This is a genomic window from Streptomyces sp. AK02-01A (assembly GCF_033795305.1).
In the GTDB taxonomy this organism is placed as follows: domain Bacteria; phylum Actinomycetota; class Actinomycetes; order Streptomycetales; family Streptomycetaceae; genus Streptomyces.
The window spans coordinates 1-23,287 of the sequence record NZ_JARBAE010000065.1 but is presented as its reverse complement, the minus strand read 5'-3'; the positions used below and the strand labels follow the sequence as shown (position 1 = coordinate 23,287).

General features: G+C 68.3%; 19 protein-coding genes and 1 tRNA gene. 8 read left to right on the top strand and 12 right to left on the bottom strand.

The annotated features are described in order from the left end of the window. Nucleotides 1–100: 100 nt before the first annotated feature. The gene (locus tag PV679_RS33730) at nt 101–1,624 is read right to left on the bottom strand and encodes an ankyrin repeat domain-containing protein (protein ID WP_319684823.1); all 1,524 of its coding nucleotides are present in this window, start codon (nt 1,622–1,624) and stop codon (nt 101–103) included. A gap of 25 nt (nt 1,625–1,649) precedes the next feature. Beyond that, the gene (locus PV679_RS33725) at nt 1,650–2,552 is read right to left on the bottom strand and encodes a hypothetical protein (RefSeq protein ID WP_319684822.1); all 903 of its coding nucleotides are present in this window, start codon (nt 2,550–2,552) and stop codon (nt 1,650–1,652) included. A gap of 279 nt (nt 2,553–2,831) precedes the next feature. Between PV679_RS33725 and PV679_RS33720 the strand changes: the two genes are divergently transcribed. The 5 genes from PV679_RS33720 (at nt 2,832) to PV679_RS33700 (ending at nt 9,727) form a co-directional block, all read left to right on the top strand. After that, nucleotides 2,832–3,641 (top strand): serine protease, encoded by an 810-nt coding sequence (locus tag PV679_RS33720; RefSeq protein WP_319684820.1) that lies wholly within the window; start codon nt 2,832–2,834, stop codon nt 3,639–3,641. 134 nt (nt 3,642–3,775) lie between these two features. Continuing rightward, nucleotides 3,776–4,135 carry a chorismate mutase gene (locus PV679_RS33715; RefSeq protein ID WP_319684819.1) on the top strand — a complete coding sequence of 120 codons (360 nt, stop codon included), beginning with the start codon at nt 3,776–3,778 and terminating at the stop codon, nt 4,133–4,135. A 42-nt stretch (nt 4,136–4,177) separates the two neighbouring features. After that, a complete protein-coding gene (gene pepN, locus PV679_RS33710; protein WP_319684817.1) occupies nt 4,178–6,670 on the top strand; it encodes an aminopeptidase N in 2,493 nt (830 codons plus the stop codon). A 235-nt stretch (nt 6,671–6,905) separates the two neighbouring features. Then, nucleotides 6,906–8,321, top strand: a complete 1,416-nt coding sequence (locus tag PV679_RS33705) for a pyridoxal phosphate-dependent decarboxylase family protein (RefSeq protein ID WP_319684814.1) — start codon at nt 6,906–6,908, stop codon at nt 8,319–8,321. Beyond that, nucleotides 8,318–9,727, top strand: a complete 1,410-nt coding sequence (locus PV679_RS33700) for a lysine N(6)-hydroxylase/L-ornithine N(5)-oxygenase family protein (protein ID WP_319684812.1) — start codon at nt 8,318–8,320, stop codon at nt 9,725–9,727. The genes PV679_RS33705 and PV679_RS33700 overlap by 4 nt, the downstream gene beginning before the upstream one ends. Before the next feature lie 18 nt (nt 9,728–9,745). On the opposite strand, the gene PV679_RS33695 is transcribed toward PV679_RS33700, so the two are convergent. Continuing rightward, nucleotides 9,746–11,575 carry a bifunctional metallophosphatase/5'-nucleotidase gene (locus PV679_RS33695; protein ID WP_319684810.1) on the bottom strand — a complete coding sequence of 610 codons (1,830 nt, stop codon included), beginning with the start codon at nt 11,573–11,575 and terminating at the stop codon, nt 9,746–9,748. A gap of 174 nt (nt 11,576–11,749) precedes the next feature. Between PV679_RS33695 and PV679_RS33690 the strand changes: the two genes are divergently transcribed. Both PV679_RS33690 and pyk read left to right on the top strand, forming a co-directional pair. Then, nucleotides 11,750–12,469 (top strand): SIMPL domain-containing protein, encoded by a 720-nt coding sequence (locus PV679_RS33690; RefSeq protein ID WP_319684808.1) that lies wholly within the window; start codon nt 11,750–11,752, stop codon nt 12,467–12,469. 138 nt (nt 12,470–12,607) lie between these two features. Beyond that, nucleotides 12,608–14,041, top strand: coding sequence for a pyruvate kinase (pyk, locus tag PV679_RS33685; RefSeq protein WP_319684807.1), 1,434 nt, complete (start codon nt 12,608–12,610; stop codon nt 14,039–14,041). A 24-nt stretch (nt 14,042–14,065) separates the two neighbouring features. On the opposite strand, the gene PV679_RS33680 is transcribed toward pyk, so the two are convergent. Continuing rightward, nucleotides 14,066–14,848 (bottom strand): transcriptional regulator, encoded by a 783-nt coding sequence (locus PV679_RS33680; RefSeq protein WP_319684806.1) that lies wholly within the window; start codon nt 14,846–14,848, stop codon nt 14,066–14,068. Between the two features lie 110 nt (nt 14,849–14,958). After that, nucleotides 14,959–15,031: transfer RNA gene (locus PV679_RS33675), tRNA-Leu, on the bottom strand. Nucleotides 15,032–15,132: 101 nt separating this feature from the next. Here PV679_RS33675 and PV679_RS33670 point away from each other — a divergent pair. Beyond that, nucleotides 15,133–15,786 (top strand): ANTAR domain-containing response regulator, encoded by a 654-nt coding sequence (locus tag PV679_RS33670; protein ID WP_319684804.1) that lies wholly within the window; start codon nt 15,133–15,135, stop codon nt 15,784–15,786. A 68-nt stretch (nt 15,787–15,854) separates the two neighbouring features. On the opposite strand, the gene PV679_RS33665 is transcribed toward PV679_RS33670, so the two are convergent. The 7 genes from PV679_RS33665 to PV679_RS33635 form a co-directional block, all read right to left on the bottom strand. After that, the gene (locus PV679_RS33665) at nt 15,855–16,571 is read right to left on the bottom strand and encodes an ABC transporter ATP-binding protein (RefSeq protein WP_319684802.1); all 717 of its coding nucleotides are present in this window, start codon (nt 16,569–16,571) and stop codon (nt 15,855–15,857) included. Then, a complete protein-coding gene (locus tag PV679_RS33660; protein WP_319684800.1) occupies nt 16,568–17,431 on the bottom strand; it encodes an ABC transporter ATP-binding protein in 864 nt (287 codons plus the stop codon). The genes PV679_RS33665 and PV679_RS33660 overlap by 4 nt, the downstream gene beginning before the upstream one ends. 5 nt (nt 17,432–17,436) lie before the next feature. After that, nucleotides 17,437–19,227: a branched-chain amino acid ABC transporter permease gene (locus PV679_RS33655; protein WP_319684798.1), complete on the bottom strand. Its 1,791-nt coding sequence runs from the start codon at nt 19,225–19,227 to the stop codon at nt 17,437–17,439. Nucleotides 19,228–19,232: 5 nt separating this feature from the next. Next, nucleotides 19,233–20,162 carry a branched-chain amino acid ABC transporter permease gene (locus tag PV679_RS33650; protein ID WP_319684796.1) on the bottom strand — a complete coding sequence of 310 codons (930 nt, stop codon included), beginning with the start codon at nt 20,160–20,162 and terminating at the stop codon, nt 19,233–19,235. Between the two features lie 98 nt (nt 20,163–20,260). After that, nucleotides 20,261–21,502 carry a branched-chain amino acid ABC transporter substrate-binding protein gene (locus tag PV679_RS33645; RefSeq protein ID WP_319684794.1) on the bottom strand — a complete coding sequence of 414 codons (1,242 nt, stop codon included), beginning with the start codon at nt 21,500–21,502 and terminating at the stop codon, nt 20,261–20,263. 608 nt (nt 21,503–22,110) lie between these two features. After that, nucleotides 22,111–22,587 (bottom strand): hotdog fold thioesterase, encoded by a 477-nt coding sequence (locus PV679_RS33640; RefSeq protein ID WP_319684792.1) that lies wholly within the window; start codon nt 22,585–22,587, stop codon nt 22,111–22,113. A 204-nt stretch (nt 22,588–22,791) separates the two neighbouring features. Next, nucleotides 22,792–23,287 (bottom strand): molybdopterin dinucleotide binding domain-containing protein (locus PV679_RS33635; protein WP_319684790.1); only part of this gene is annotated, 496 nt, incomplete at its 5' end.

Here is a 23,287-nt window from a genome sequence, read left to right as displayed (position 1 = left end):
TGGCGCGGGCAGATTTGGGGTAGGCAGTGAACGTCCCGCTCGAAGCGGCCGTTTCACCGCCGCACCAGTGGACGGGGATGCTCAGGGCGCGGCGGATCCGTCACCGGTGGCGCGGGAGTGTCCGCTCCAGCCGTCGCCGGTCCGGCCCCTCCGGCACATACCGCACGGCGTCGGCCGCCGTCCGCCGCGCGTACCCGTCGGGATCCTCGTCCGCGAGGATCCGGGCCAACGCGCGGACCGCGCGCGGATCCTGACGCATCGCCAGGCCTCTGGCCGCCTCCGCGGCCGTATCCGCGTCGGGATCGTTCAGCCGGGCCGCCAGGGCCTCTCTGACCGGATGTGTGTCCGCGTCCACTCCCGCCAGCGCCGTCACCGCCCGGTCCCTGACCGAGGGCTCCGCGTCCCTGCTCAGCAGGGTCAGCGCCCACACTCCGTCCTGGTGATGACCCGGCAGGAGTCCGGTCAGCGCCAGCGCCACCCGCCGCCGTACACCGGCGTCCTGATGCCCGGTGTGCCGCAGGATCTCCGGCAGCGCCGCCGGATCGCCGTGCAGGCCCAGGCCCGTCACGACCGCGCGGGCCAGCTCCGGTTCGACGGCCCGCCGGGACAGCTCCCGCAGCAGCGGGACCGCGCGGGCCGTGAACGGGCCCGCCCCGTCCGCCGCGCCGAGCTGGGACAGCACGTCGGCGGCGAACGTCTGCCGCAGCGGCTCCTCGCTCCCGCACCACGCCGCCGCGGACCGGAACGTCTCCTCGTCGCCGCGCCGCCACAGCGCGGCCACCGACTCCGTCCAGTCGTCCCGCCCGGGCTCCCCGCAGCGCAGCGCCCGCGCCGCCAGCTCCTCGTACGGCGTCACGATGCCCAGCTCCGCCTCCAGCACCGTCGCGACCGCCGCGTGTCCGGTCCCCTGCTCCCGCCCGGCCACCGGCTCACCGTCCCGGAGCAGTTCGACGACGACGGTCACCGAGCCGTCCTCCTCGATCCGCCGCACCACCGTCTCGTGGCCGGCGCCGTACGCGCGCAGCAGCCCGTCCCGCAGCTCCTGTTCGACGTCGAGGGCCATCCAGCGCCGTGCCTCGGCGAGCGACGCGTCGAGCGCCTCGCGGCCCGCTCCCTCCGGCGCTCCGGCGCCGTACCGCAACAGGACCCGTACCGTCGGTGTGGAGCCCCGGCGCGCGGCCAGCAGCAGCGGCGGCTCACCGCCGGGGCCCGGCAGCCCGGGGTCGGCGCCGTACTCCAGCAGCGCCTCCAGCGTGTCCGGGAATCCCTGGACGACCGCCCAGGCGACCGCCGTGAAGCCGAACTCCTCGCGGCTGTCGGGCCGGGCGCCCGCCGCCAGCAGGGCCCGTACGACCTCGGTGTGCCCGCCGCACGCCGCGCCGCACAGCGGCAGGTCGCCGCCCTCCCGGCCACTGGCCCGCTCCGGGTCGGCGCCCGCCGCGAGCAGCAGCCGTACCAGGCCCGCCTCGTCGCTGACCGCCGCCAGATACAGGGCCGTCTGGCCGTCCTCGTCGGTCGCCTCCGCGGCAACTCCCGCCCGGAGCAGCCGTACAACGGTGTCGTCCGCACCACCGTGCACCGCCTCGAACAGGTCCTCAACACCCGCTGTCGGCTCTCTGGTCATGATTCGACCCTACGTGCGACTCCGGTCAGGTGTCGCAGTCCAGCACCGTCCGGCACAGCCCGCACCGCGCCCGCACCCGGCCCTGGACCGGCACCCGGATGCGCTGATGGCAGGTGGGACAGGGAAACGAGACACGCGGTCCGTCCGGCAGCCGCTCGAACGCGTAGAACGCGTCGGACGGGGACGGGTCCGGTGCGCCGCCCGGGTGGTCGAGCGCGTAACGGCGGTCCTTGGCGTAGCGGTGACGGCCCGTCCAGCCGGCGGTGGTCAGCGGCGGCTGCTGTTCGTCGCGCAGCGCCTGCGCCCTGCCCTTCGTATACGACGTGTAGGCCTGCGGGCTGGTGAACCAGATCCGCGGATCCTCGTCGAAGACGAGCGCGCGCTTGGCGAGGACGTAGCCGAATTCCTCGGGAGTGAGATAACCGAGCTTCTGGCTGGAGTCGCGGTCCTCGCGGTACGCGTCGAGCAGCAGCCAGCCCGCGCCCAGATAGGTCGTCGCGGTGTCGGTGAGGATCTCGTTGTCACGGGTGCCGGGAAAGTTCAGCCCGAGCCGGTGCAGCAGCACATGGGTGATCTCATGGGCGAGCGCGGCGCCGATGTCCCGGCGGTGCGTACGGAAGCGGTTGTTGAGCTCGACGAAGTACTCGGGCCCCGCGGTCAGCTCGACGCTCGCCGCGTGCCGCATCTCGCGGAAGCTCACCACCACCCGCGCGTCCGGCAGCCCGAGCTGGTGGACGAGGGCGCGCGCCACCCGCTGGGTGCCGAGATGGAGATCGTCCGCGTCGGAGAAGGCGACATCGCCCGGCGCGACACTGAGGGCGTACGAGCGGACGCCGTCGGGCGACAGCCGTCTGTAGAGCGCGTTGACCGCCGCCCGCACGGTGTCGAGATGCGGATAGCCGTGTTCGACCTCGCCGCCGTTGGTCACGCCCGTACCCCCCTGAGGGACGTCCAGCCCGCATCCACTCTACGGCGAGCGGGCCCCGGAGCCGTCCGATGACCGGACGGCGACCGAAGGACACCTCCTCGGCCTGGCCGGATCCCGGTCCTTGTGGCGCGGCTTGTCTCCTCCGCATAATCCGGATCACGCTTTTTTGTCGGGCGCATGTCATGACTGTCGTCCGTACGACGACGCCGACCGGGCCCGGCCGCGTACGCGCACACCGCCACCAAGCACCACCTCCAGCCCCCCACGAAAGGCAGACCGTTGACAATCCTGGGTGCCCTCAAGAGATGCGCCGCCGCCGGCGTCGTCGTCCTCGGAGCCATCAGCCTCCAGCCCACCTCCGCCTCCGCCGCGCCCACACCGGCCCCCGCGACCCGCGCCGCCGCGCCCGTCGCACCGCCCGTCGTCGGCGGCACCCGCGCGGCCCAGGGCGAATTCCCCTTCATGGTCCGCCTCTCCATGGGCTGTGGCGGCGCACTGTACGCCCCCAACATCGTCCTGACCGCCGCACACTGTGTGAGCGGATCCGGCAACAACACCAGCATCACCGCCACCGCGGGCGTCGTCGACCTCCAGAGCGCCAGCGCCGTCAAGGTCAAGTCCACCAAGGTGCTCCAGGCCCCCGGCTACAACGGCTACGGCAAGGACTGGGCGCTCATCAAGCTCGCCCAGCCCATCAACCAGCCCACCCTCAAGATCGCCACCACCACCGCCTACAACAGCGGCACCTTCACCGTCGCAGGCTGGGGCGCCGCGACCGAGGGCGGCGGCCAGCAGCGCTACCTCCTCAAGGCCACCGTGCCGTTCGTCTCCGACTCAAGCTGCAACTCCTCCTACGGCGGCGACGTGATAGCCGCCGAGGAGATCTGCGCCGGCTACGCCCAGGGCGGCACCGACACCTGCCAGGGTGACTCCGGCGGCCCCATGTTCCGCCGTGACAGCGCCAACGCCTGGATCCAGGTCGGCATCGTGAGCTGGGGCAACGGCTGCGCCCGGCCCGGCTACCCCGGCGTCTACACCGAGGTCTCCACCTTCGCCTCCGCCATCGCGTCCGCCGCGGCGAGCCTCTGACCCGGAACCGACAGACAGAGGGGCGGGTACGGGCGCCGCGGCCCGCACCCGCCCCTCCCTCGTCCACGCGAGGTGCCGTAGCCGTCGTCGCGCGCCCGCCCGGGACTACGGGACAGCCCTTAAGCTTCCGGACCATGACCACGAGCGACCACGGCATCGACGACTCCGTACGGGCCGAACTGAACCGCCTCCGCGAGAGCATCGACAACATCGACGCGGCCCTCGTCCATATGCTCGCCGAGCGCTTCAAATGCACCCAGCAAGTCGGCGTCCTCAAAGCCGAACACCAGCTTCCGCCCGCCGACCCGGCCCGCGAAGCCCGCCAGATCACCCGGCTCCGGCAACTCGCCGAGAGCGCCAAACTGGACCCGGCCTTCGCCGAAAAGCTTCTCAACTTCATCATCGCCGAAGTCATCCGGCACCATGAACGCCTCGCGGACAAGCCCCTGACCAGCGGCGGAGACCAAGAAACAGGCGCGCCTACCGATTGGTGAACCCTGATGCGCCGCCCACGGCCCATCGGGCAGCATGGCCCCATGTCCGTACTGACGCGCGACGAAGCGCAGACCCGAGCCCAGTTCCTCGACGTCCACCGATACACGATCGCACTCGATCTGACCACCGGCGAGGACACCTTCGACTCCCACACCGTCATCCGGTTCACCGCACGGACGGCCGGAGACACCTTCGTCGAGCTCAAGCCCGCCGAGCTGCGCACCGTCACTCTCGACGGCCGCCCCCTCGACCCCGCGGGACTCACCGAGAACCGGCTCCACCTCACCGGCCTCGACACGGGCGAACACGAACTGCGCGTCGACGCCGCCATGCGCTACTCCCGCACCGGCGAAGGCATGCACCGCTTCACCGACCCCGCCGACGGCGAGACATACGTCTACACCCAGCTCTTCATGGAAGACGTCCAGCGCGTCTTCGCCGCCTTCGACCAGCCCGACCTCAAATCGGTCTTCGAACTGACCGTCACCGCACCGGAACACTGGACCGTCCTCGGCAACGGCATCGCCCAGCAGACCGGCACCCGCCAGTGGGCCATCGCTCCCACCCCGCTCATCTCCACCTATCTCGTCGCGATCGCCGCCGGCCCCTGGCACTCCGTCCGCACCGAACACGCCGGACTGCCCTTCGGCATCCACTGCCGCCGCTCCCTCGCACCGCACCTCGACACCGACGCCGACGAGATCCTCGACATCACCCGCGCCTGCTACGACCGCTACCACGAGAAATTCGAGGAGCCCTACCCCTTCGACTCCTACGACCAGGCGTTCGTCCCGGAATTCAACGCCGGAGCCATGGAAAACCCCGGCCTGGTCACCTTCCGCGACGAATTCGTCTACCGCTCCGCCGTCACCGACACCGAACGCCAGACCCGCGCCATGGTCATCGCCCACGAGATGGCCCACATGTGGTTCGGCGACCTCGTCACCCTCACCTGGTGGGACGACATCTGGCTCAACGAGTCCTTCGCCGAATACATGGGCTACCAGACCCTCACCGAAGCCACCCGCTTCACCGACACCTGGGTCGACTTCGGCATCGGCCGCAAAAGCTGGGGCTACGACGCCGACCAGCGGCCCTCCACCCACCCCGTCGCACCCGACCCGGAAGCCGTCCCCGACACCGCCTCCGCACTGCTCAACTTCGACGGCATCTCCTACGCCAAGGGCGCCTCCGCGCTGCGCCAGCTCGTCACCTGGCTCGGCGAAAAAGACTTCCTCGCCGGCATCAACATCCACTTCGCCCGGCACAAATTCGCCAACGCCACGCTCGCCGACTTCATCGACTCCCTCGCCCAGGCCACCGACCGCGACGTCCACGCCTGGGCCGCCCAATGGCTCCGCACCACCGGCATCGACACCCTCACGCCCGAGATCACCGCCACCGAGACCGAATGGATCCTCGACGTCACACACGACGGCAGCCGGCCCCACCGCCTCGCCGCCGGCGTATACGACCGCGACGTCGCCGACCCCAACCGGCTCGTGGCACGCGAACGCGTCGAACTCGACCTTCCGGCCACCGGCGGCCCCACCGTCCGTCCCGGCCGCCGTCCCGCGCTCCTCGTCCTCAACGACGACGACCTGACCTACGCCAAGGTCCGCCTCGACACCATGTCCTGGGACACCGCCCTCAGCGCCCTCTCCGGCATCCCCGGACCCCTCACCCGCGCCGTCGTCTGGAACGCCGCCCGCGACATGGTCCGCGACGGCGAACTCGCACCCACCGCCTACCTGGACGCCGCCCGCGCCCACCTCCCGCACGAAACGGACCTCGCCCTCGTCCAGGGCGTCCTCACCTTCGCCGCCACCCACATCACCAACCGCTATCTCGGCCCCGCCGGCCGGCCCGCGGCCCTCACCACCCTCACCGACATCAGCCGCGACCTGATCCGCCGCACCGAGGACGGCAACAACCCCGGCCTCCGGCTCACCGCCGTACGCCACTTCATCGACGCCGCCACCCAGCCCGACACCATCCAGGACTGGCTCACCTCCGGGGGCGTCCCCGGCGGCCCCGAACTCGACCCGGAACTGCGCTGGCGCATCCTCACCCGGCTCGCCGTCCTCGGCGCCACCGACCACACCGCGATCACCCGCGAACTCGACCGGGACCCCAGCGCCACCGGCCAGGAAGGCGCCGCCCGCTGCCACGCCGCGCTGCCCGACGCCGCCGCCAAAGCCGACGCCTGGGCCCGGCTCTTCGCCGGCGACGACCTCTCCAACTACCTGTTCGCCGCCACCGCCCAAGGCTTCTGGCAGCCCGAACAAGCCGCACTGGTACGGGAATACGTACCCCGCTACTACCCCGAGGCCGTAGCCCTCGCCAACCGCCGGGGCCCCGCCATCGCCGACGCCGCCGGACGATACGCCTTCCCCGTCCACGCCGTTGACCAGACATCACTGCGCCTCGGCCAGGACTGCCTCGACAACGCCGACATGATCCCGGCACTGCGCCGCAAACTCGTCGACCAACTCGACGACCTGGACCGGGCGCTGCGGATCCGCACCGTCTGACCCGGCCACACCCCGCGGCGCGGCCGCCCCGAGACCTCCGAACGCGCGTACACGCCTCCACCCGTACGCCGGAGCCCGAGGCGGCCGCCCGGCATCACGCCATAGCAGCCGGCACGCTCCTCACTGTCCTTCACCGCGCGGCAGTACCACTTTCGGGTTCGGATCGTTGTGCACCACGGGCACCACCACCGAAACCCGGACACCCTGGTGCCCCCGCGTAACCGAAGGACCCCCCATGAGCACGCCGCCCCTCACCCACCCGGACACGCGACCCCCCACACCGCTCCCGCCGCTCGCCGGCGGCGAACACGGACCGAACACACTACGGCCGCTCCTCGCCACCGTGCTCGACGCGCTGCGCGACGGCGCCGCGGAACGCCACGGGCCACTCCCCGCCGGCGGACCCGCCCGCATCGACCAGCGGACCCGGGCAGCCGCCGAACCCGTACTCCCCGACGAAGGCACCGGCGCCCACCACGCCCTGCGCACCCTCGTCCACACCCTCGCCCAAGGCGCCGCCGACCCCGCCGACCCACTCTGCGCCGCCCACCTCCACACCCCGCCGCTGGCACTCGCCGTCGCCGCCGACCTCGCCGCGTCCGCGCTCAACCCCTCCATGGACTCCTGGGACCAGGCACCGGCCGCCTCCACACTCGAAACACTCGTCACCCGGGCACTCGCCGCCGAGATCTACCCCCACCACACCGAGCCCGACGCCCTCGTCACCACCGGCGGCACCGAATCCAACCTCCTCGCACTTCTCCTCGCCCGCGAACGCCACGGCCACATCCAGATCGTCTGCGGCACCAACACCCACCACTCCATCCACCGTGCCGCCTGGCTCCTCGGCCTGCCCCAGCCCCTCACCGTCCCCGCCCCGAACGGCACCATCGACCTGCCCGCACTCCGCCAGATCCTCACCGACCTGCACCCACCACTGCTCGTCACCGCCACCGCCGGAACCACCGACACCGGCCACATCGACCCACTCACCGCCATCGCCGACCTCTGCGCCACCCACCACGCCGAACTCCACATCGACGCCTCCTACGGCGGCCCCCTCCTCTTCAGCCCCACCCGCCGCACCGCGCTCAACGGACTCGACCGCGCCCACTCCGTCGCCCTCGACCTGCACAAACTCGGCTGGCAACCCGCCCCGGCCGGCCTCCTCGCCGTGCCCGACACCACCCACCTCGCACCACTCGGCCACACCGCCGACTACCTCAACGCCGACGACGACACCGAAGCCGGACTGCCCGACCTCCTCGGCCGCTCCCTGCGCACCACCCGCCGCCCCGACATCCTCAAAACCGCCGTCACCCTCAAAGCCCTCGGCCGCACCGGACTCGCCACACTCATCGACCACACCTGCGCCGCCGCACACCACCTCGCGCGCCTCGTCGAAAACCACCCCGGCCTCGAACTCCACGGACAGCCCACCCTCACCACCGTGCTGTTCCGCCCCACCGGCGCACCCGACCACACCGTCGCCGACATCCGCCGCACCCTCCTCACCCAAGGCACCGCCGTCCTCGGCCGGGCCCGCGCCAACGGCCGCCTCTGGCTCAAAGCCACCATCCTCAACCCCCACACCACCCCCGACGACCTCGAAACACTTCTCAAACTCGTGGAAGGCAGCACCCGCCGATGACCCCCCAGCCAACCGACCTCGACCAGCCGCACGACCTCGTGGGCATCGGCATCGGCCCCTTCAACCTCTCCCTCGCCGCCCTCGCCGACGGCATCCACGGCGGCCTCTCCACCGCCTTCTACGAACAACGCCACGCCTTCCACTGGCACCCCGGCCTCCTCATCGAAGGCGCCACCCTCCAAGTGCCCTTCCTCGCCGACCTCGTCACCCTCGCCGACCCCGCCAGCCCCTGGTCCTTCCTCAGCTACCTCCGCGCACGCGACCGGCTCTACCCGTTCTACGTCGCCGAACGCTTCCACATCCAACGCGCCGAATACGACGCCTACTGCCGCTGGACCAGCGAACAACTCCCCGGACTCCACTTCGGCCACCAGATCGACGCCGTCCGCTGGAACCCGGAACGCCGGCTCTTCGAAATCGACTTCACCCAACTCGGCCAAGACGGCGAAGCCGAAGCCCTCGGCCGCACCCACACCCGCCACATCGCACTCGGCATCGGCACCGAACCGCACATCCCAGAACCACTCAAACCACTCGTCGAAGCCCCCGCCGCACCCGTCATCCACTCCGCCGACTACCTCCACCACCGCGAACAGCTCCTCGCCGCCGAACACATCACCGTCATCGGATCAGGACAGTCCGGCGCCGAGATCTACCTCGACCTCCTCCGCGCCCGCCCCGCCGGAGCCGAGAAAATCCACTGGCTCGCCCGCACCGAAGCCTTCGCACCCATGGAGTACTCCAAGCTCGGCCTCGAACAATTCACTCCCGACTACACCCGCTACTTCCACGCCCTGTCCGGACAAGCACGCGACGACCTCGTCCCGCGCCAATGGCAGCTCCACAAAGGCATCGACGCCGACACCATCGCCGCCATCCACGACGAGCTCTACCGCCGCACCCTCCACGGCGGCTGGCCCGACACCGTCCTCACCCCCGGAGTCACCGTCCGCACCGCGGGCCGCATCGCCACCACCAAAATCGAACTCCACCTCGAACACGACCGGCAGAACACCCGCAGCCGCCTCACCACCAACGCCGTCGTCCTCGCCACCGGCTACCGCGAACGCCCTCTCGACCGCCTTCTCGCCGGACTCGAACCGCACCTCCACCGCGACACCGCGGGACGCCACCACATCGACGAGCACTACCGCCTCGCACTCGACCCCGCCATCACCGGCTCCATCTACGTACAGAACGCCGAACGCCACACCCACGGCGTCGGCGCCCCCGACCTCGGACTCGCCGCCTGGCGCAGCGCCACCATCCTCAACCACCTCACCGGCAAAGAGCCCTATCCGCTGCCCCGCCGCACCGCCTTCACCACCTTCGGACTCCACACACAGAACCAGGCCCGCCCGGTACCCACACCGAGGGGCCTGGTCCCACTCACCGAAGCACGCTGAACACGCCCGGGCACCGGATCAGAAAACCGGCACACCGTCCCGCGTCAGCTTCCACCCCACCGAAGCGAACACCGCCGGATCCACCGTGCCCGCATCCTTCACCCAACCGATGATCGTGTTACGAATCTCATCCGAATTCGACCACAACTGCTGAGCGGCGGCGACATGCGGGAAATTCCCGCCGCCGCTCGCCCGGTAATTATTCACCGCCAGCACAAACCTCGCCGCCGGATCCAACGGTGCACCGTCGAACCGCAGATCCGCGATACGCGACCCGGCCGGCTTCGCGACATCGATCTCATACGTCACACCCGACACCACGTCATAGTTGTAATCCGGCGTATTACCCGCGTTCGTCAACTTCGACGTATCCACCGGCGCTCCCGCCGCCGTCTGCACGTAATACCGCGCCGAGAACTCCAGATACTCCTTGATCTGCGCCCCCGTCAGCAGCCGCGCCTCCATCGTGTTCTCGAACGGATACAGCCCGGCCGCGTCCTTGATGGTCACCTCACCAGCCGGAATCGCCGCCGTACGCGAGAAACACGACGCCTGCGACAACACCGGCAGCGCCGCCCACTCGCCACCCGCCAGCGCCGCCCGCACCGTCTCCGTCTGCACATGATTGATCAAGTCGATGATCGGCTCGTCCTGCCACGGCGCGTCCACCGTGGACATCGCCACCGTCGACGTACCGATGACCTGGTTGACGTACGCCACCGCCTTGGCGTGCTCGTCCGACAGCAGGCGCGTGATCTTCCGGTCCTCCACCGACGTGTTCGAGTTGAGCACCTTCGAACCGGCCCGCTCAACCGCCCAGCCGCCCCGCTCCCACACCAGATCGAAATCGAAGACAGTCAGCCGCTGACCCCACTTCGCCGGCTCCGACAGCACGACCTCCCGGCCGGTCTTCTTGTTCACGACCCGCCGCTCAGGGATCTCCGCGTGCGCGTGCCCCACCAGAATCGCGTCAATGCCCGGCACATTCTCCGCCACCAGCGTCGCCGCGTTCTCCACATACGGCACCTGATCACCGTACGACGACGACCCGTCCGTCCCCGAATGCGCCGACACGATCACCACATCGGCACCCATCGAACGCAACTTCGGCACCCACTTCGCGGCCTGCTCCTCCAGACCCGGGAACGTCATCTTCCCCTGCACATTCGCCTTGTCCCAGATCGCGATCCCCGGATTCGTCAGACCCAGAACGGCCACCCGCACATCCTGACCGTGCGGCGTCCGCAACCTCTTGATCACATACGGCGCGAACGCCGGCTTCAACGTCCTCGCGTCCAGCGCGTTCGCACCCAGCAGCGGGAAATCACACTGCTCCTCGAACTTCCGCAGCACCGGAATACCGTAATTGAACTCATGATTGCCGAGCGCCGCCGCGTCATAACCGATCGCGTTCATCGCCTGCGCCATCGGATGTACCGGCCCGCGCTTCGCCGTGATCGGATCGATCTTGGCGTAGTAGTACGACAACTGAGTGCCCTGGATCGTGTCACCCGCGTCGATCAACAGAGTGTTACCACGGCCCTTCTCCCGGCGAATCCCCTCGACCAGCGTCGAGATCTTCGCCAGACCCACATCGTTGTGGGCCGCGTCATCGAACTCCTTGTCCGTGAAGTAGTCCCAGTTGAAGACGTTCCCATGCAGATCCGTCGTCCCCATCACAGTGAACGAATACCGCTTCCCAGGACGCCCGTGCCCCGAGCCATGACCATGCCCCGACCCATGACCACGCCCCGTCGCACCGGCCGGCACCGCCGCCCCACCCACCAGCGCCACCCCGGCACCAGCGGCAGCCGAGCGGCCCAGGAACGTCCTTCTGTTCAGCGGCATTTCTTCTCCTTCAGTCCGGCAGACCCGGCGAACTCAACGAACAACGCGCGTAGATTGTGGCCCAGTACGCCACGCCGCAACACCACGACAAGGTTTCGATCAGGTGACTGCCGACGGTCATACCAGGATGCGAGAGTGTCCGTACACACCGAACGCCGGACAAGGGACCCACCCGTGAACGCCGACGCACCCACCCCCGCCCCGCCCTACGGCACCCCCGAAACCCCCCGAGTCGCCGTCCGCGGCGAAGCACGACTCGAAGTCGACCCCGAAATCGCCAGAATCGGCATCGCCGTCAGCGCCCGCGGCACCGACCGGCGCACCGCGCTCGACGACCTCACCCGGCGCAACGCCGAAGTCCTCGCACTCATCAAGTCCTACGGCGACTCCGTCGAAAAACTGGAAACCGGCTCCTTCTCCATCAGCCCCGAACTCACCCGGCACGGCCGCGGCGAACGCATCCGGGCCTACCACGGCAGCGTCCACCTCACCGCCGAACTCACCGACTTCACCTCCCTGGGTGAACTCACCAGCCGCCTCGCCGACCTCGACCTCACCCGTGTCAGCGGACCCTGGTGGACGCTCCGACCCGACTCACCGGCCCACAGCGAAGCCCGCCGCCAAGCCGTACGCGAAGCCGTCCAGCGCGCCCGCGAATACGCCGAGGCCCTCGGCGCCCGCCTCGCCGCACTCGTCGAGCTCGCCGACCTCGGCGCCGAGAACACCGGATACGGCCCGCCCCCGGCCCCCGGCGGCTCCCGCGCCAGAGCCGCATACGCAAACACCGAAACGGCCGACACGGCCCCCGCGCTCGACCTCGAACCACAACGCCAGACCGTCTACGCGCAAGTGAACGCACGCTTCACCATGACCCCGCCGGACCTCACGGCCTGACCGGCACCGCGAGAAAAAATGCTCATCGGAGCACCCGCCCGCACAGTTCAACGCTTGTCAACAACCCTTCACGCAAAGGTTGTTGGGTAGTCATGCACGGCCAATTCCCTACCCGTCGGTAAGGTCTAGGCTCGACATATGCGCCGAGCAAAGATCGTCTGTACCCTGGGGCCCGCCACCGACTCATACGACCAGATCAAAGCCCTGGTCGAAGCCGGAATGGACGTCGCTCGCCTCAACCTCAGCCACGGCACCTACGCCGAACACGACGAGCGCTATCAACGCGTACGCAAAGCCTCCGAAGAAACCGGCCGCAGTGTCGGCATCCTCGCCGACCTTCAAGGCCCGAAGATCCGCCTCGGCCGCTTCCGAGAAGGCCCCGTACTCCTTGAACGCGGCGACGAATTCACCATCACCGTCGAACCTCTCGAAGGCGACCGCCACACCTGCGGCACCACCTACGAAGGACTCGCCACCGACGTCACCACCGGCGAACGCATCCTCGTCGACGACGGCAAAGTCACCCTCGAAGTGACCTCCGTCGAAGGCCCCCGCGTCCACACTCTCGTCATCGAGGGCGGCATGGTCTCCGACCACAAGGGCCTCAACCTCCCCGGCGTCGCCGTCTCCGTCCCCGCGCTCTCCGAGAAAGACATCGACGACCTCCGCTGGGCCCTCCGCACCGGCGCCGACGTGATCGCGCTCTCCTTCGTACGCAGCGGAGCGGACATCAATGACGTCCACCGCATCATGGACGAAGAAGACCGCCGCATCCCCGTCATCGCCAAGATCGAAAAGCCCCAGGCCGTCGACAACATCGCCGACATCGTCGCCGCCTTCGACGGCATCATGGTGGCTCGTGGCGACCTCGGCGTCGAAATGCCCCTCGAACACGTGCCGATCGTCCAGAAACGCGCCATCAAACTGGCCCGGCGCAACGCCAAACCCGTCATCGTCGCCACCCAGATGCTCGACTCGATGATCGAAAACTCCCGCCCCACCCGAGCCGAGGCATCCGACGTCGCCAACGCCGTCATCGACGGCACGGACGCCGTCATGCTCTCCGGCGAGACCAGCGTCGGCAAATACCCCATCGAGACCGTCAAAACGATGGGACGCATCGTCGAAGCCGCAGAGGAAGACATCCTCGCCAAGGGCCTGCCCGAACTCAACGAAAGCAGCAAACCCCGCACCCAGGGCGGTGCGGTCGCCCGCGCCGCCGCCGAAATGGGCGACTTCCTCGGCGCCAAATTCCTCGTCGCCTTCACTCAGTCCGGCGACACCGTCAAGCGACTCTCCCGCTACCGCTCCCCGATCCCGCTGCTCGCCTTCACCCCGGACCCCGCCACCCGCGCCCAGCTCAACCTCACCTGGGGCGTGGAAGCCTTCCTCGGCCCGCATGTGGAGTCCACGGACGCGATGGTCGCGCAGGTCGACGAGCAGCTCCTGAAGATCGGCCGCTGCGACACGGGCGACATCGTCGTGATCACCGCGGGCTCCCCGCCCGGAGTGGCCGGCTCCACGAACCTGGTCCGCGTCCACCACATCGGTGAGGACGACAGCCCGAAGTAACCGGCGGGTGTGGTCGGGCCGGGGTCAGTACTTCGGCCCGATGTGCGCGTCCATGAGAGCGACGGACGCGCGCTTGGCGACGGATATGTTGTACGGCTTGCCGGCCCGGGTGCAGTGCCGCCACTCGACTCCGACCTTGTCGAGGGTGTCCGTGTAGAGCCGCCGGATGTCGTCGGAAACATTCGTGAACCAGTAACGCGGGTATTCGTAGCGCTTCCTCTCGCCACGAACCACGCGGGTGGTCCAGTTCATGTTCCGGCAGCCGTCGGAGTGGATCAGTCCCCGGAGAAACTCCCACGGGTGAGCGTCCACGATGTCCTGCTGCCAGGATTCGAGGACGATCGGGCGGGTGTGCTTCATGCCGCTGCCGTGCTGAGGGAACAGACACGGCCAGTGCCGACCGTAACTGGTCACCGCCACGCACCCTTGTCTCTGCAGAATCCACACGCGGTCTTCTGGCCTTACGGCCTCGATGGCGGCCCGGCATTGATGGATGAGGCCGGGCCACGCGTCCGCGCAAGCGATGCGTAGTTGGTGGCCACCGCGCTTCTGTGGACTGATGCAGCCGTCGCCGAGATAGAGGCCCAACAGGTAGGAGTACGAGGCCGGGTCGGCCGGCACGCCCGGTTCGGGTCGACACCTGGTGCATGGGTGGACCTGTCCGCGCATGCGAGGCAGTGGTTCGACGCGGATCAGCCAGGCGCGGATCGAGGCCCGTGAGATGCCGGTCTGCTTGCTTACCGCGTTGAGGCTGCGGCCGTGGGTGACCAGAGCGATGGTGCGCTTGCGGGTATCGAGGCCGTACATGACCATGAGCCTGGCGCGCGATGAGCGGACGAGTGCCAATTCGAGAGCGTGTTCACCAGTGCGAGTGAAGATCGTCTCGGCGTTGAACGACCTTGGAATTGAAGGGAGAGTGCCCCGAGTCGGATTCGAACCGACGCTGTATGGGTTTTGAATCCATGGCCTCTACCGCTGGGCTACCGGGGCTCCTTCGAAACGAAGGAAGGCAAGGACCCTCCGTGCCCCAACCATACCGCAGCTAGGTAGGCTCGTGGGCAGCAGCATCCTGTCTGGAACGAGGAGCCCCCGTGACCGCCCCCGAGTCGCCCCAGCCCGTCGACGATGACGACAAGTCGCATGTCCCGCCGCTGACGACACGCGTCGTCATCGCAGAGGACGAGGCCCTGATCCGCCTCGACCTCAAAGAGATGCTCGAAGAAGAGGGCTACTCGGTCGTCGGTGAGGCCGGCGACGGTGAGCGCGCCGTGGAGCTGGCCCGGGAGCACCGGCCGGATCTGGTGATCCTCGATGTGAAGATGCCGGTTCTGGACGGCATCTCCGCCGCCGAGCGGATCGCCGAGGAGTCGATCGCGCCGGTGCTGATGCTGACCGCGTTCTCGCAGCGTGATCTGGTGGAGCGGGCCCGGGATGCCGGGGCGATGGCGTATCTGGTGAAGCCGTTCAGCAAGAGTGATGTGGTGCCGGCCATCGAGATGGCGGTGTCGCGGTTCACGGAGCTGCGGACGTTGGAGCGGGAGGTCGCGGATCTTACGCAGCGGCTGGAGACACGGAAGCTGGTGGACCGCGCGAAGTCGGTGCTGCAGACGCAGTACGGGCTGACGGAGCCGGCGGCGTTCCGGTGGATTCAGAAGACGTCGATGGACCGTCGGTTGTCGATGCAGCAGGTGGCTGAGGCTGTTATCGAGGACGCTGATGAGAAGCGGGCGTCGAAGGGCCAGTAGTTCTGTTGGTGGATGTGCGTGGGCCCGCCCCGGCTGTGCTGGGGCGGGCCTTCTGGTGTGGGTGGGTTTCAGTCTTCGCCGAGGTATGCCTTGCGTACGGATTCGTCGTGGAGGAGGTGTTGTCCGCTTCCTGAGAGGACGATTTTTCCTACTTCCATGACGTGGCCGTGGTCGGCGAGGGAGAGTGCGGCTTGGGCGTTCTGTTCGACGAGCAGAATCGTTGTGCCTTGCTCTTTGAGCTCGCTGATGGTGGCCATGATTTTCTGCATCATGATCGGCGAGAGGCCCATGGAGGGTTCGTCGAGCATGAGGAGTTTGGGTCGTGACATGAGTGCGCGGCCCATGGCGAGCATTTGTTGTTCGCCGCCGGAGAGCGTGCCTGCCGCTTGTTTCCTGCGTTCGCCGAGGATGGGGAAGAGGTCGTAGGCGCGCTGGATGTCTTTGGCGATTCCGTCGTTGTCTTTACGGAGGAAGGCGCCGAGTTTGAGGTTTTCGGCGATGGTGAGGCGCGGGAAGATCCTGCGGCCTTCCGGGGAGTGTGCGAGTCCGAGTGCGACGATTTTGTGGGCGCCGACTCCGCCGAGCGGCCGGCCGTCGAAGGTGATTTTCCCGCCGGCTGGTTTGAGCAGTCCGGAGAGTGTGCGGAGTGTTGTGGTTTTGCCGGCGCCGTTGGTGCCGATGAGGGTGACGATCTGGCCGGCTTCGACGCTGAAGGAGATGCCTTTGACGGCTTCGATTTTGCCGTAGGCGACCTTGAGGTCTTCGACCTCTAGGAGGGCGGTCACTGGTTGTCTCCTTCGGTGCCGGTGGTGCTGTGCGTCGTGGCGGCCTCCGTCGTGGGGGTTTCCTGGTCGCCCGGGGCGCCCTCGTAGGGGGTGCCGAGGTAGGCGGCGACGACGCGTTCGTCCGCCTGGACTATTTCGGCGGTGCCTTCGACGAGTTTTTCGCCCTGGACGAGGACGGCGACTCGGTCGCAGAGGTTGAAGATGAAGCGCATGTCGTGCTCGATGACGAGGACGGCGATGCCTTGGTCGCGGATGGCGAAGACGAGGTCCTGGGTGGTCCTGGTCTCCTGGGGGTTCATGCCGGCGGTGGGTTCGTCGAGGAGGAGGAGTCCCGGTTCGCTGGCGAGGGCCCGTGCGATTTCGAGCTTGCGCTGTTCTCCGTAGGGGAGGTTGCGCGCGAGGTGGTCGCGTTTGTGGGCGAGGCCGGTGAATTCGAGGAGTTCCATGGCGCGTTCTTCGGATTCACGTTCGGCTTTTTTGAAGCCGGGGCCGCGGAGGAGCGCGGACCAGAGTCCTTCTTTTGTGCGGGTGTGCCGGCCGACGAGGACGTTTTCCAGGACGGTCATGTTGGCGAAGAGCCGGATGTTCTGGAAGGTGCGGGCGATTCCGGCTTGGGTGACGAGGTGGGACTGGTGCGGGAGGACGTTTCCTTTGTAGGAGACGGTGCCTTCCGTGGGGACGTAGAGTCCGGTGAGGCAGTTGAAGAAGGTTGTTTTGCCGGCGCCGTTGGGTCCGATGAGTCCGACGATTTCGCCGCTGTTGACGGTGAGTTCGACGTCGCGTACGGCGGTGAGTCCGCCGAAGCGCATGGTGACGCCGGAGGCGTGGAGGACCGGGGTGGTGGTGGTGTCGGTGGTCATGTGGTTCACACCCCCGCCTTGCTGAGGCCGATATCGCCCTTGGGAGCGTCGAGTTGGCCGGTTTCGTGGAATTCGAGCTGCTTCCTGCGGTCGGCGATGAGGCCTTCGGGGCGGAATCGCATGAGCAGGACGAGGGCGATGCCGAAGAGCAGGAGCTGGTAGTCGGACATGAATTGGAGTTTCGCCGGGATGAGGTAGAGGAGTGCGGCGCCGATGAGGGGCCCGCTGACGGTGCCCATGCCGCCGAGGATGACGGCGGCGAGGAGGAAGGCGGAGTTGGGCGGTACGGCTTCGACGAATTTGTACTGGGCGGGGGTGACGGTGAAGGTCACGTGGGCCTGTACGGTGCCGGCCATTCCGGCGAGGGTGGCGCCGAGGGCGAAGGCGAGCAGCTTGAGCCGGAAGGCGTTGATGCCCATGGCGCGTGCGGCTGTCTCGTCTTCGCGGATGGCGACCCAGGCGCGGCCGATGCGGGACTGGTCGGAGCGCCGGAAGACGGTGACGACGATGATGGTGAAGAACAGCATCAGCAGGTAGTAGTTGGAGAACCTGCCGAGTTCGACCCCGAGGATGGTGTGTGGCTCTCCGAGGTTGAAGCCGAAGAGTTCGAGGTCGGGGATGTTGGGGATGCCGTTGGGCCCGTTGGTGACGTCGGGGCCGGATGAGCCGTCCATGTTCTGCATGCCGATGCGGAAGATCTCGCCGAAGCCGAGGGTGACGATGGCGAGGTAGTCGCCGTGCAGCCGCAGGGTGGGTGCGCCGATGACGACGCCGAAGATCAGTGAGGCGGCGGCGCCGGCGAGGACGGCGGCCCAGAAGGGCAGTTGGATGCCGATGGTGGAGCTGGGCGAGCCGGAGACGAGTGCGGCGGTGTAGGCGCCGACGCCGAGGAAGGCGACGTATCCGAGGTCGAGCAGGCCGGCGAGGCCGACGACGACGTTGAGGCCGAGTGCGACGGTGGCGAAGATGAGGATGTTCGCGCCGATGGTGGCGTAGGCGTCGTTGCTCTGGGTGAAGGGGAAGGCGAACGCGGCGACGAAGGCCGCGGTGACGGTGATGTTCTTGTGTTTCGCGGTGAGGGTGGCGAGGCGGCGGTTGAGGCCGGCTCGGGAGACCGCGGTGGCGCCGAAGGCCACGAGGATGAGGAAGCCGATGAAGAGTTCGGCGTACTCGGTGTCGATGCCGTAGGTGAAGACGAAGAGGCCGAGGCCGAAGGCGGCGGCGATGATGAGGATTTCGGCCCAGGAGGGCAGGGGTGGGGCTTTGTCGGGTGTGGGGGCTTTGAAGGACTGGGTGAGTCGCTTCCAGGTGGACGGGTTGTCGTCGCTGCCGGGGACGTCGGTGGGGAGTCCGAGGGCGGCGACGAGGGTGATGAGGGAGGTGATGGCGGCGACGTAGCCGCCTGGTTCGAGGTTGGCGAGGCCGCCGAGCTCCACGGTGATGGCCACGATGGCGTACCAGGTGGTGGCGAAGGTGCCGAGGGCCAGGAGGAGGACGGGGCTGTTTTTGCCGCCGGGGGAGAGCCAGCGCAGGCCGCGTGTGCCGTGGGCGGCGAGGGCGTAGACGAGGGTGAGGAGTGCGCCGGTGAGGGTGAGGACTTGGAGGCCGCCGGGGTAGCCGGTGACGGTGAGGTCGCCGGGGAATTCGGAGGTCCAGGTCCAGGCGAGGAAGGTGCTCGCGAAGGTGGCGAGGGCGCCGATGGCGGTGGTGGTGCGGGCGGCGGCGGCCGGCAGTGGGATGAGCGGCGGGGTCTGCCGGGTGGTGGTGGGGGCGGTGTGCTGTGGTGTGGTGGTCATGGGTATCACGCCCTGTCCGCGACGCGTTCGCCGAGGAGGCCTTGTGGCCGCAGCAGCAGTACGAGGATGAGAAGGACGAAGGCCCAGACGTCTTTCCAGGCGCCGCCGCCGAGTTGGGACATGCCGGGGATGTTCTCGATGTAGGCGGTGGCCATGGCTTCGGCGAGGCCGAGGACGAGTCCGCCGATCATGGCGCCGTAGATGTTGCCGATGCCGCCGAGGACGGCGGCGGTGAAGGCTTTGAGTCCGGCGATGAAGCCCATGCGGAAGTTGACTTCGCCGTATTTGAGGCCGTGGGCGACGGCGGCGATGGCGGCGAAGGCGGCACCGATGGCGAAGGCGGTGACGATGATGCGGTCGGTGTTGATGCCCATGAGCTTGGCGGTGTCGGGGTCCTGCGAGGTGGCCTGCATGGCGCGGCCGGTGCGGGTTTTGGATACGAACAGGCCGAGGGCGATCATGCAGAGCGGGGCGGCGATGAGGAGGAAGAGGTCACCGCGGCCGATGGCGAAGGCGCCGAAGTCGAGCCTGCCGCCCTCGAATTCGGGGAAGGGCCGGGATTTGGTGGCTTCGGGGTAGAACGCCCAGATGGCTTGCTGGAGTGCGATGGAGAGGCCGATCGCGGTGATGAGCGGGGCGAGCCGGGGGGCGGTGCGCAGCGGCCGGTAGGCGAAGCGTTCGGCTCCCATGGCCACGAGCACGGAGCAGGCCATGGCCATCAGGATCATGAGCGGCAGTGCGAGCATGAGGCTGGTGCCGTCCGGCAGCCACAGATAGGCGGTCAGCGCGCCGAAGCCGCCGATCATGAATATCTCGCCGTGGGCGAAGTTGATGAGCTGGACAATGCCATAGACCATCGTGTAACCGATTGCGATGAGTCCGTACAGCGCGCCGAGTAGCAGGCCGTTGGCAAGTTGCTGCGGCAGATCGTTCACCGCGGGGCCTCCGAATGGTGTTGTCAGATACGGCCGCGCGGGGGCGCTGTGGCGCCCCCGCGCGGTGTGGTGTTCAGGGTGGGGCCGGTGGGCCCGGCTCAGCCTTGGAATTCGCCGCTCTGGACGGCGACGTGCTTGCCGTCCTTGACCTCGTAGAGGGAGAGCTGCTTGTTGGTGGTGTCGCCGAATTCGTCGAATCCGACCTTTCCGGAGACGCCGTCGAAGGTGACGCTCTGCATGGCGTCGGTGACCTGCTTGCGGGCGTCGTCGCTCTCGGGGAGCTTGCCGTCGTTCTTCTCGACTACTGCCTTGACCGCCTGGATGATCGCCCAGGTGGAGTCGTAGGCGTAGCCGCCGTAGGCCTCGTAGGCGTCCTTGTAGCCGGCGGCGTCGTAGTCGGCGATGAACTTCTTGGCGGTGTCGAGGGTTTCGAGGGGCGCGCCGACGGAGCTGGCGAGGTCGCCTTCGGAGTTCTTCTTGGCGAGCTTGATGTATTCGGCGCTGAAGAGCGCGTCGCCGCCGACGGTGGGGATCTTGGCGCCGGCGTTCTTGATCTGGCTGGCGAGGGGCGCGCCGGCGGGGTATTCGCCGCCGTAGTAGACGAAGTCGGCCTTGGCCTGGGCGACCTTGCTGGCGACGGAGGAGAAGTCCTTGTCGTCGGGGTTGATGTGGTCGGTGCCGACCACCTGGCCGCCGAGCTTCTTGAATTCGGTCGCGAAGGTCGCGGCGAGGCCGGCTCCGTAGGTCTTCTTGTCGTCGATGACGTAGACCTTTTTGAGCTTCTTCTCGTTGTACATGTACTGCGCGGCGTAGGGGCCCTGGATGGCGTCCGTGGTCGCGGTGCGGAAGTACGTCTTGAAGCCGCGGACCTTGGTGCCGGTCTGCCAGTCCTTGCCCTGGGTGAGTTCGGGGTTGGTGTTGGCGGGTGAGACCTGGACCAGGTTGGCGTTGGCGAAGACCTTCTGCATGGACTGGCCGACGTCGGAGTTGAGGGGGCCGACCACGCCCATGACGGCGGTGTCGCCGACGAGCTTGGTGGCGTTCTGCTGGCCGGTGGCGGCCTGCGCGACGTCGTCGAGGGATTCCAGCTTGAAGGTGACGCCCTTGACTTCTTGGTTTTTGTTGGCCGTCTTGATGGCGAGGTCGGCGGAGTTCTTGATGCCCTGGCCGAGTGCGGAGAGGTCTCCGGTGAGGGGGGCGTCGAGGCCGATGACGACGGTGGTCGTGTCGCCGCCGCCTCCGCTGCCTCCGCCGTTGTCGTCGCGGGAGCCGCAGGCCGACAGTGTGAGGGCGCCTGCGGTAACCGCAGTGGTGATGATGAACAAGGAACGGTGACGCACGATCAGTCCTTTCCCCTGGCGCGGCGTTCCTGCTGGGACGCCGGGTCGAGCGCTGGAACCGAACTGAAGGTAATCCGGTGGCGCGGTGACTGGCCGTGACTCTAAGCGTGCTGGTGGGGATGGTGCAGAGGTGCGGGCCATGCTGTGACGCTCTTGTTATGACGGAGGGGAATCGGAGTTCCGGCGGGTGGGAGAGAAAGGGTGATTTGGGGTTGTTCGGGTGTCCGGATGGTGAGAACCAGCAGGACCGGAAGGAGAGTTGATGAAAGGGGGTTGTGGTGTGGTCCTGGCCGCTTTGGGGGTGGCGGCGGGATCACCGCGGGCGGCCCGGACGGGCGGTGGGACTCCGCTTCTGTATTGCGTGCGTATTACGGAGTGTTACGGCCAGGAAAGGGAGTCCGGTGTTCCGTGGCTCTTTTCCGTTGTCGCGCGCCGTTGTTGTGTGCCCTCGTCGGGTGCCGGTGTCGGGTGCCGGTGTGGAGTGTGGGCGCGGGGTCGCGTGTGCCCGGTTTCCGGTGCTTGTCGCCGGCGCTCGCCGGTGGTGGAGCGGGCGCGGATGGGTGGCAACGCCGCGCCCGCTCTTGGCCGTTGGGTGTTCGCCGGCGGAGTCAGGCGGTGGTGGCGCCCTCGGGTCCCGCGTCGCGCAGCAGACAGGTGAGCCGTGCGGTGCAGACTCGTTTGCCGTGTTCGTCGGTGATGACGATGGCGTAGGTGGCGGTGGTGCGGCCGCGGTGGACGGGGGTGGCGACGCCGGTGACGATTCCGCTGCGGACGCCGCGGTGGTGGGTGCAGTTGAGGTCGACGCCGACGGCGATCCTGGTGCTGCCGCCGTGGAGCATCGCGCCGACGGAGCCGAGGGTTTCCGCGAGGACGGCTGACGCTCCGCCGTGCAGGAGTCCGTAGGGCTGGGTGTTGCCTTCGACGGGCATGGTGCCGGTGACGCGGTCGGCGGACGCTTCGGTGATGTGCACGCCCATGCGGGTGCCGAGGTGCCCGGCGGAGAAGAGCGCGGGCAGGTCGACGCCGAGTGCGGCGTATTCGTCGATGATGTCCTGCGGGAACGTGGTGGGGTTCTGTTCGCCCATGGGCCCGGCTCCGATCGTCTGCGGTGCGGTGTGTGCACCGTATTGCTTATCAGATCGCTGAGCGAACGCTTAGGCCCGTTTCTTTCGGGCCGGGCCCGCGGGCCCGGCGGGCTCCTCGGACCCGGCAGAAAAGCCGCAGGCCCCGTCCGGCCGGTCGCCGCGGGCTCACGGGGACCGGCCGGACAGGGCCTGCGGCGGATTCCGTCAGCGGGTCTGTTCGAAGCGGACGACGACGGACTTGCTGGCGGGGGTGTTGCTGGTGTCGGCGGTGGCGCCGAGAGGTACCAGGACGTTGGTCTCCGGGTAGTAGGCGGCGGCGCAGCCGCGGGCGGTGGGGTAGTGGACGACGCGGAAGCCGGGTGCGCGGCGTTCGACGCCGTCTTTCCATTCGCTGATCAGGTCGGTGCGGGAGCCGTCGGCGAGGCCGAGTTCTGCGGCGTCCTCGGCGTTGACGAGGACGATGCGGCGGCCGCCCTTGATGCCGCGGTAGCGGTCGTCGAGGCCGTAGATGGTGGTGTTGTACTGGTCGTGGGAGCGGAGGGTCTGGAGCAGCAGCCGGCCTTCCGGCAGTTTGGGGAATTCCACCGGTGCGGCGGTGAAGTTGGCTTTTCCGGTGGCGGTGGGAAAGCGGCGTTCGTCGCGCGGGGCGTGGGGGGTGTCTTTTTTCACCCTCTCCCCCTCCCGACGAAACCCCTTTTTA

Excerpts from the sequence above, each read along its gene's own strand:
- PV679_RS33640 (WP_319684792.1), bottom strand. The coding sequence starts at position 22,587 with ATGGGCGAACAGAACCCCACCACGTTCCCGCAGGACATCATCGACGAA.
- PV679_RS33680 (WP_319684806.1), bottom strand. The coding sequence starts at position 14,848 with ATGTACGGCCTCGATACCCGCAAGCGCACCATCGCTCTGGTCACCCAC.
- PV679_RS33695 (WP_319684810.1), bottom strand. The coding sequence starts at position 11,575 with ATGCCGCTGAACAGAAGGACGTTCCTGGGCCGCTCGGCTGCCGCTGGT.
- pyk (WP_319684807.1), top strand. The coding sequence starts at position 12,608 with ATGCGCCGAGCAAAGATCGTCTGTACCCTGGGGCCCGCCACCGACTCA.
- PV679_RS33705 (WP_319684814.1), top strand. The coding sequence starts at position 6,906 with ATGAGCACGCCGCCCCTCACCCACCCGGACACGCGACCCCCCACACCG.
- PV679_RS33715 (WP_319684819.1), top strand. The coding sequence starts at position 3,776 with ATGACCACGAGCGACCACGGCATCGACGACTCCGTACGGGCCGAACTG.
- PV679_RS33700 (WP_319684812.1), top strand. The coding sequence starts at position 8,318 with ATGACCCCCCAGCCAACCGACCTCGACCAGCCGCACGACCTCGTGGGC.
- pepN (WP_319684817.1), top strand. The coding sequence starts at position 4,178 with ATGTCCGTACTGACGCGCGACGAAGCGCAGACCCGAGCCCAGTTCCTC.
- PV679_RS33655 (WP_319684798.1), bottom strand. The coding sequence starts at position 19,227 with ATGACCACCACACCACAGCACACCGCCCCCACCACCACCCGGCAGACC.
- PV679_RS33660 (WP_319684800.1), bottom strand. The coding sequence starts at position 17,431 with ATGACCACCGACACCACCACCACCCCGGTCCTCCACGCCTCCGGCGTC.
- PV679_RS33730 (WP_319684823.1), bottom strand. The coding sequence starts at position 1,624 with ATGACCAGAGAGCCGACAGCGGGTGTTGAGGACCTGTTCGAGGCGGTG.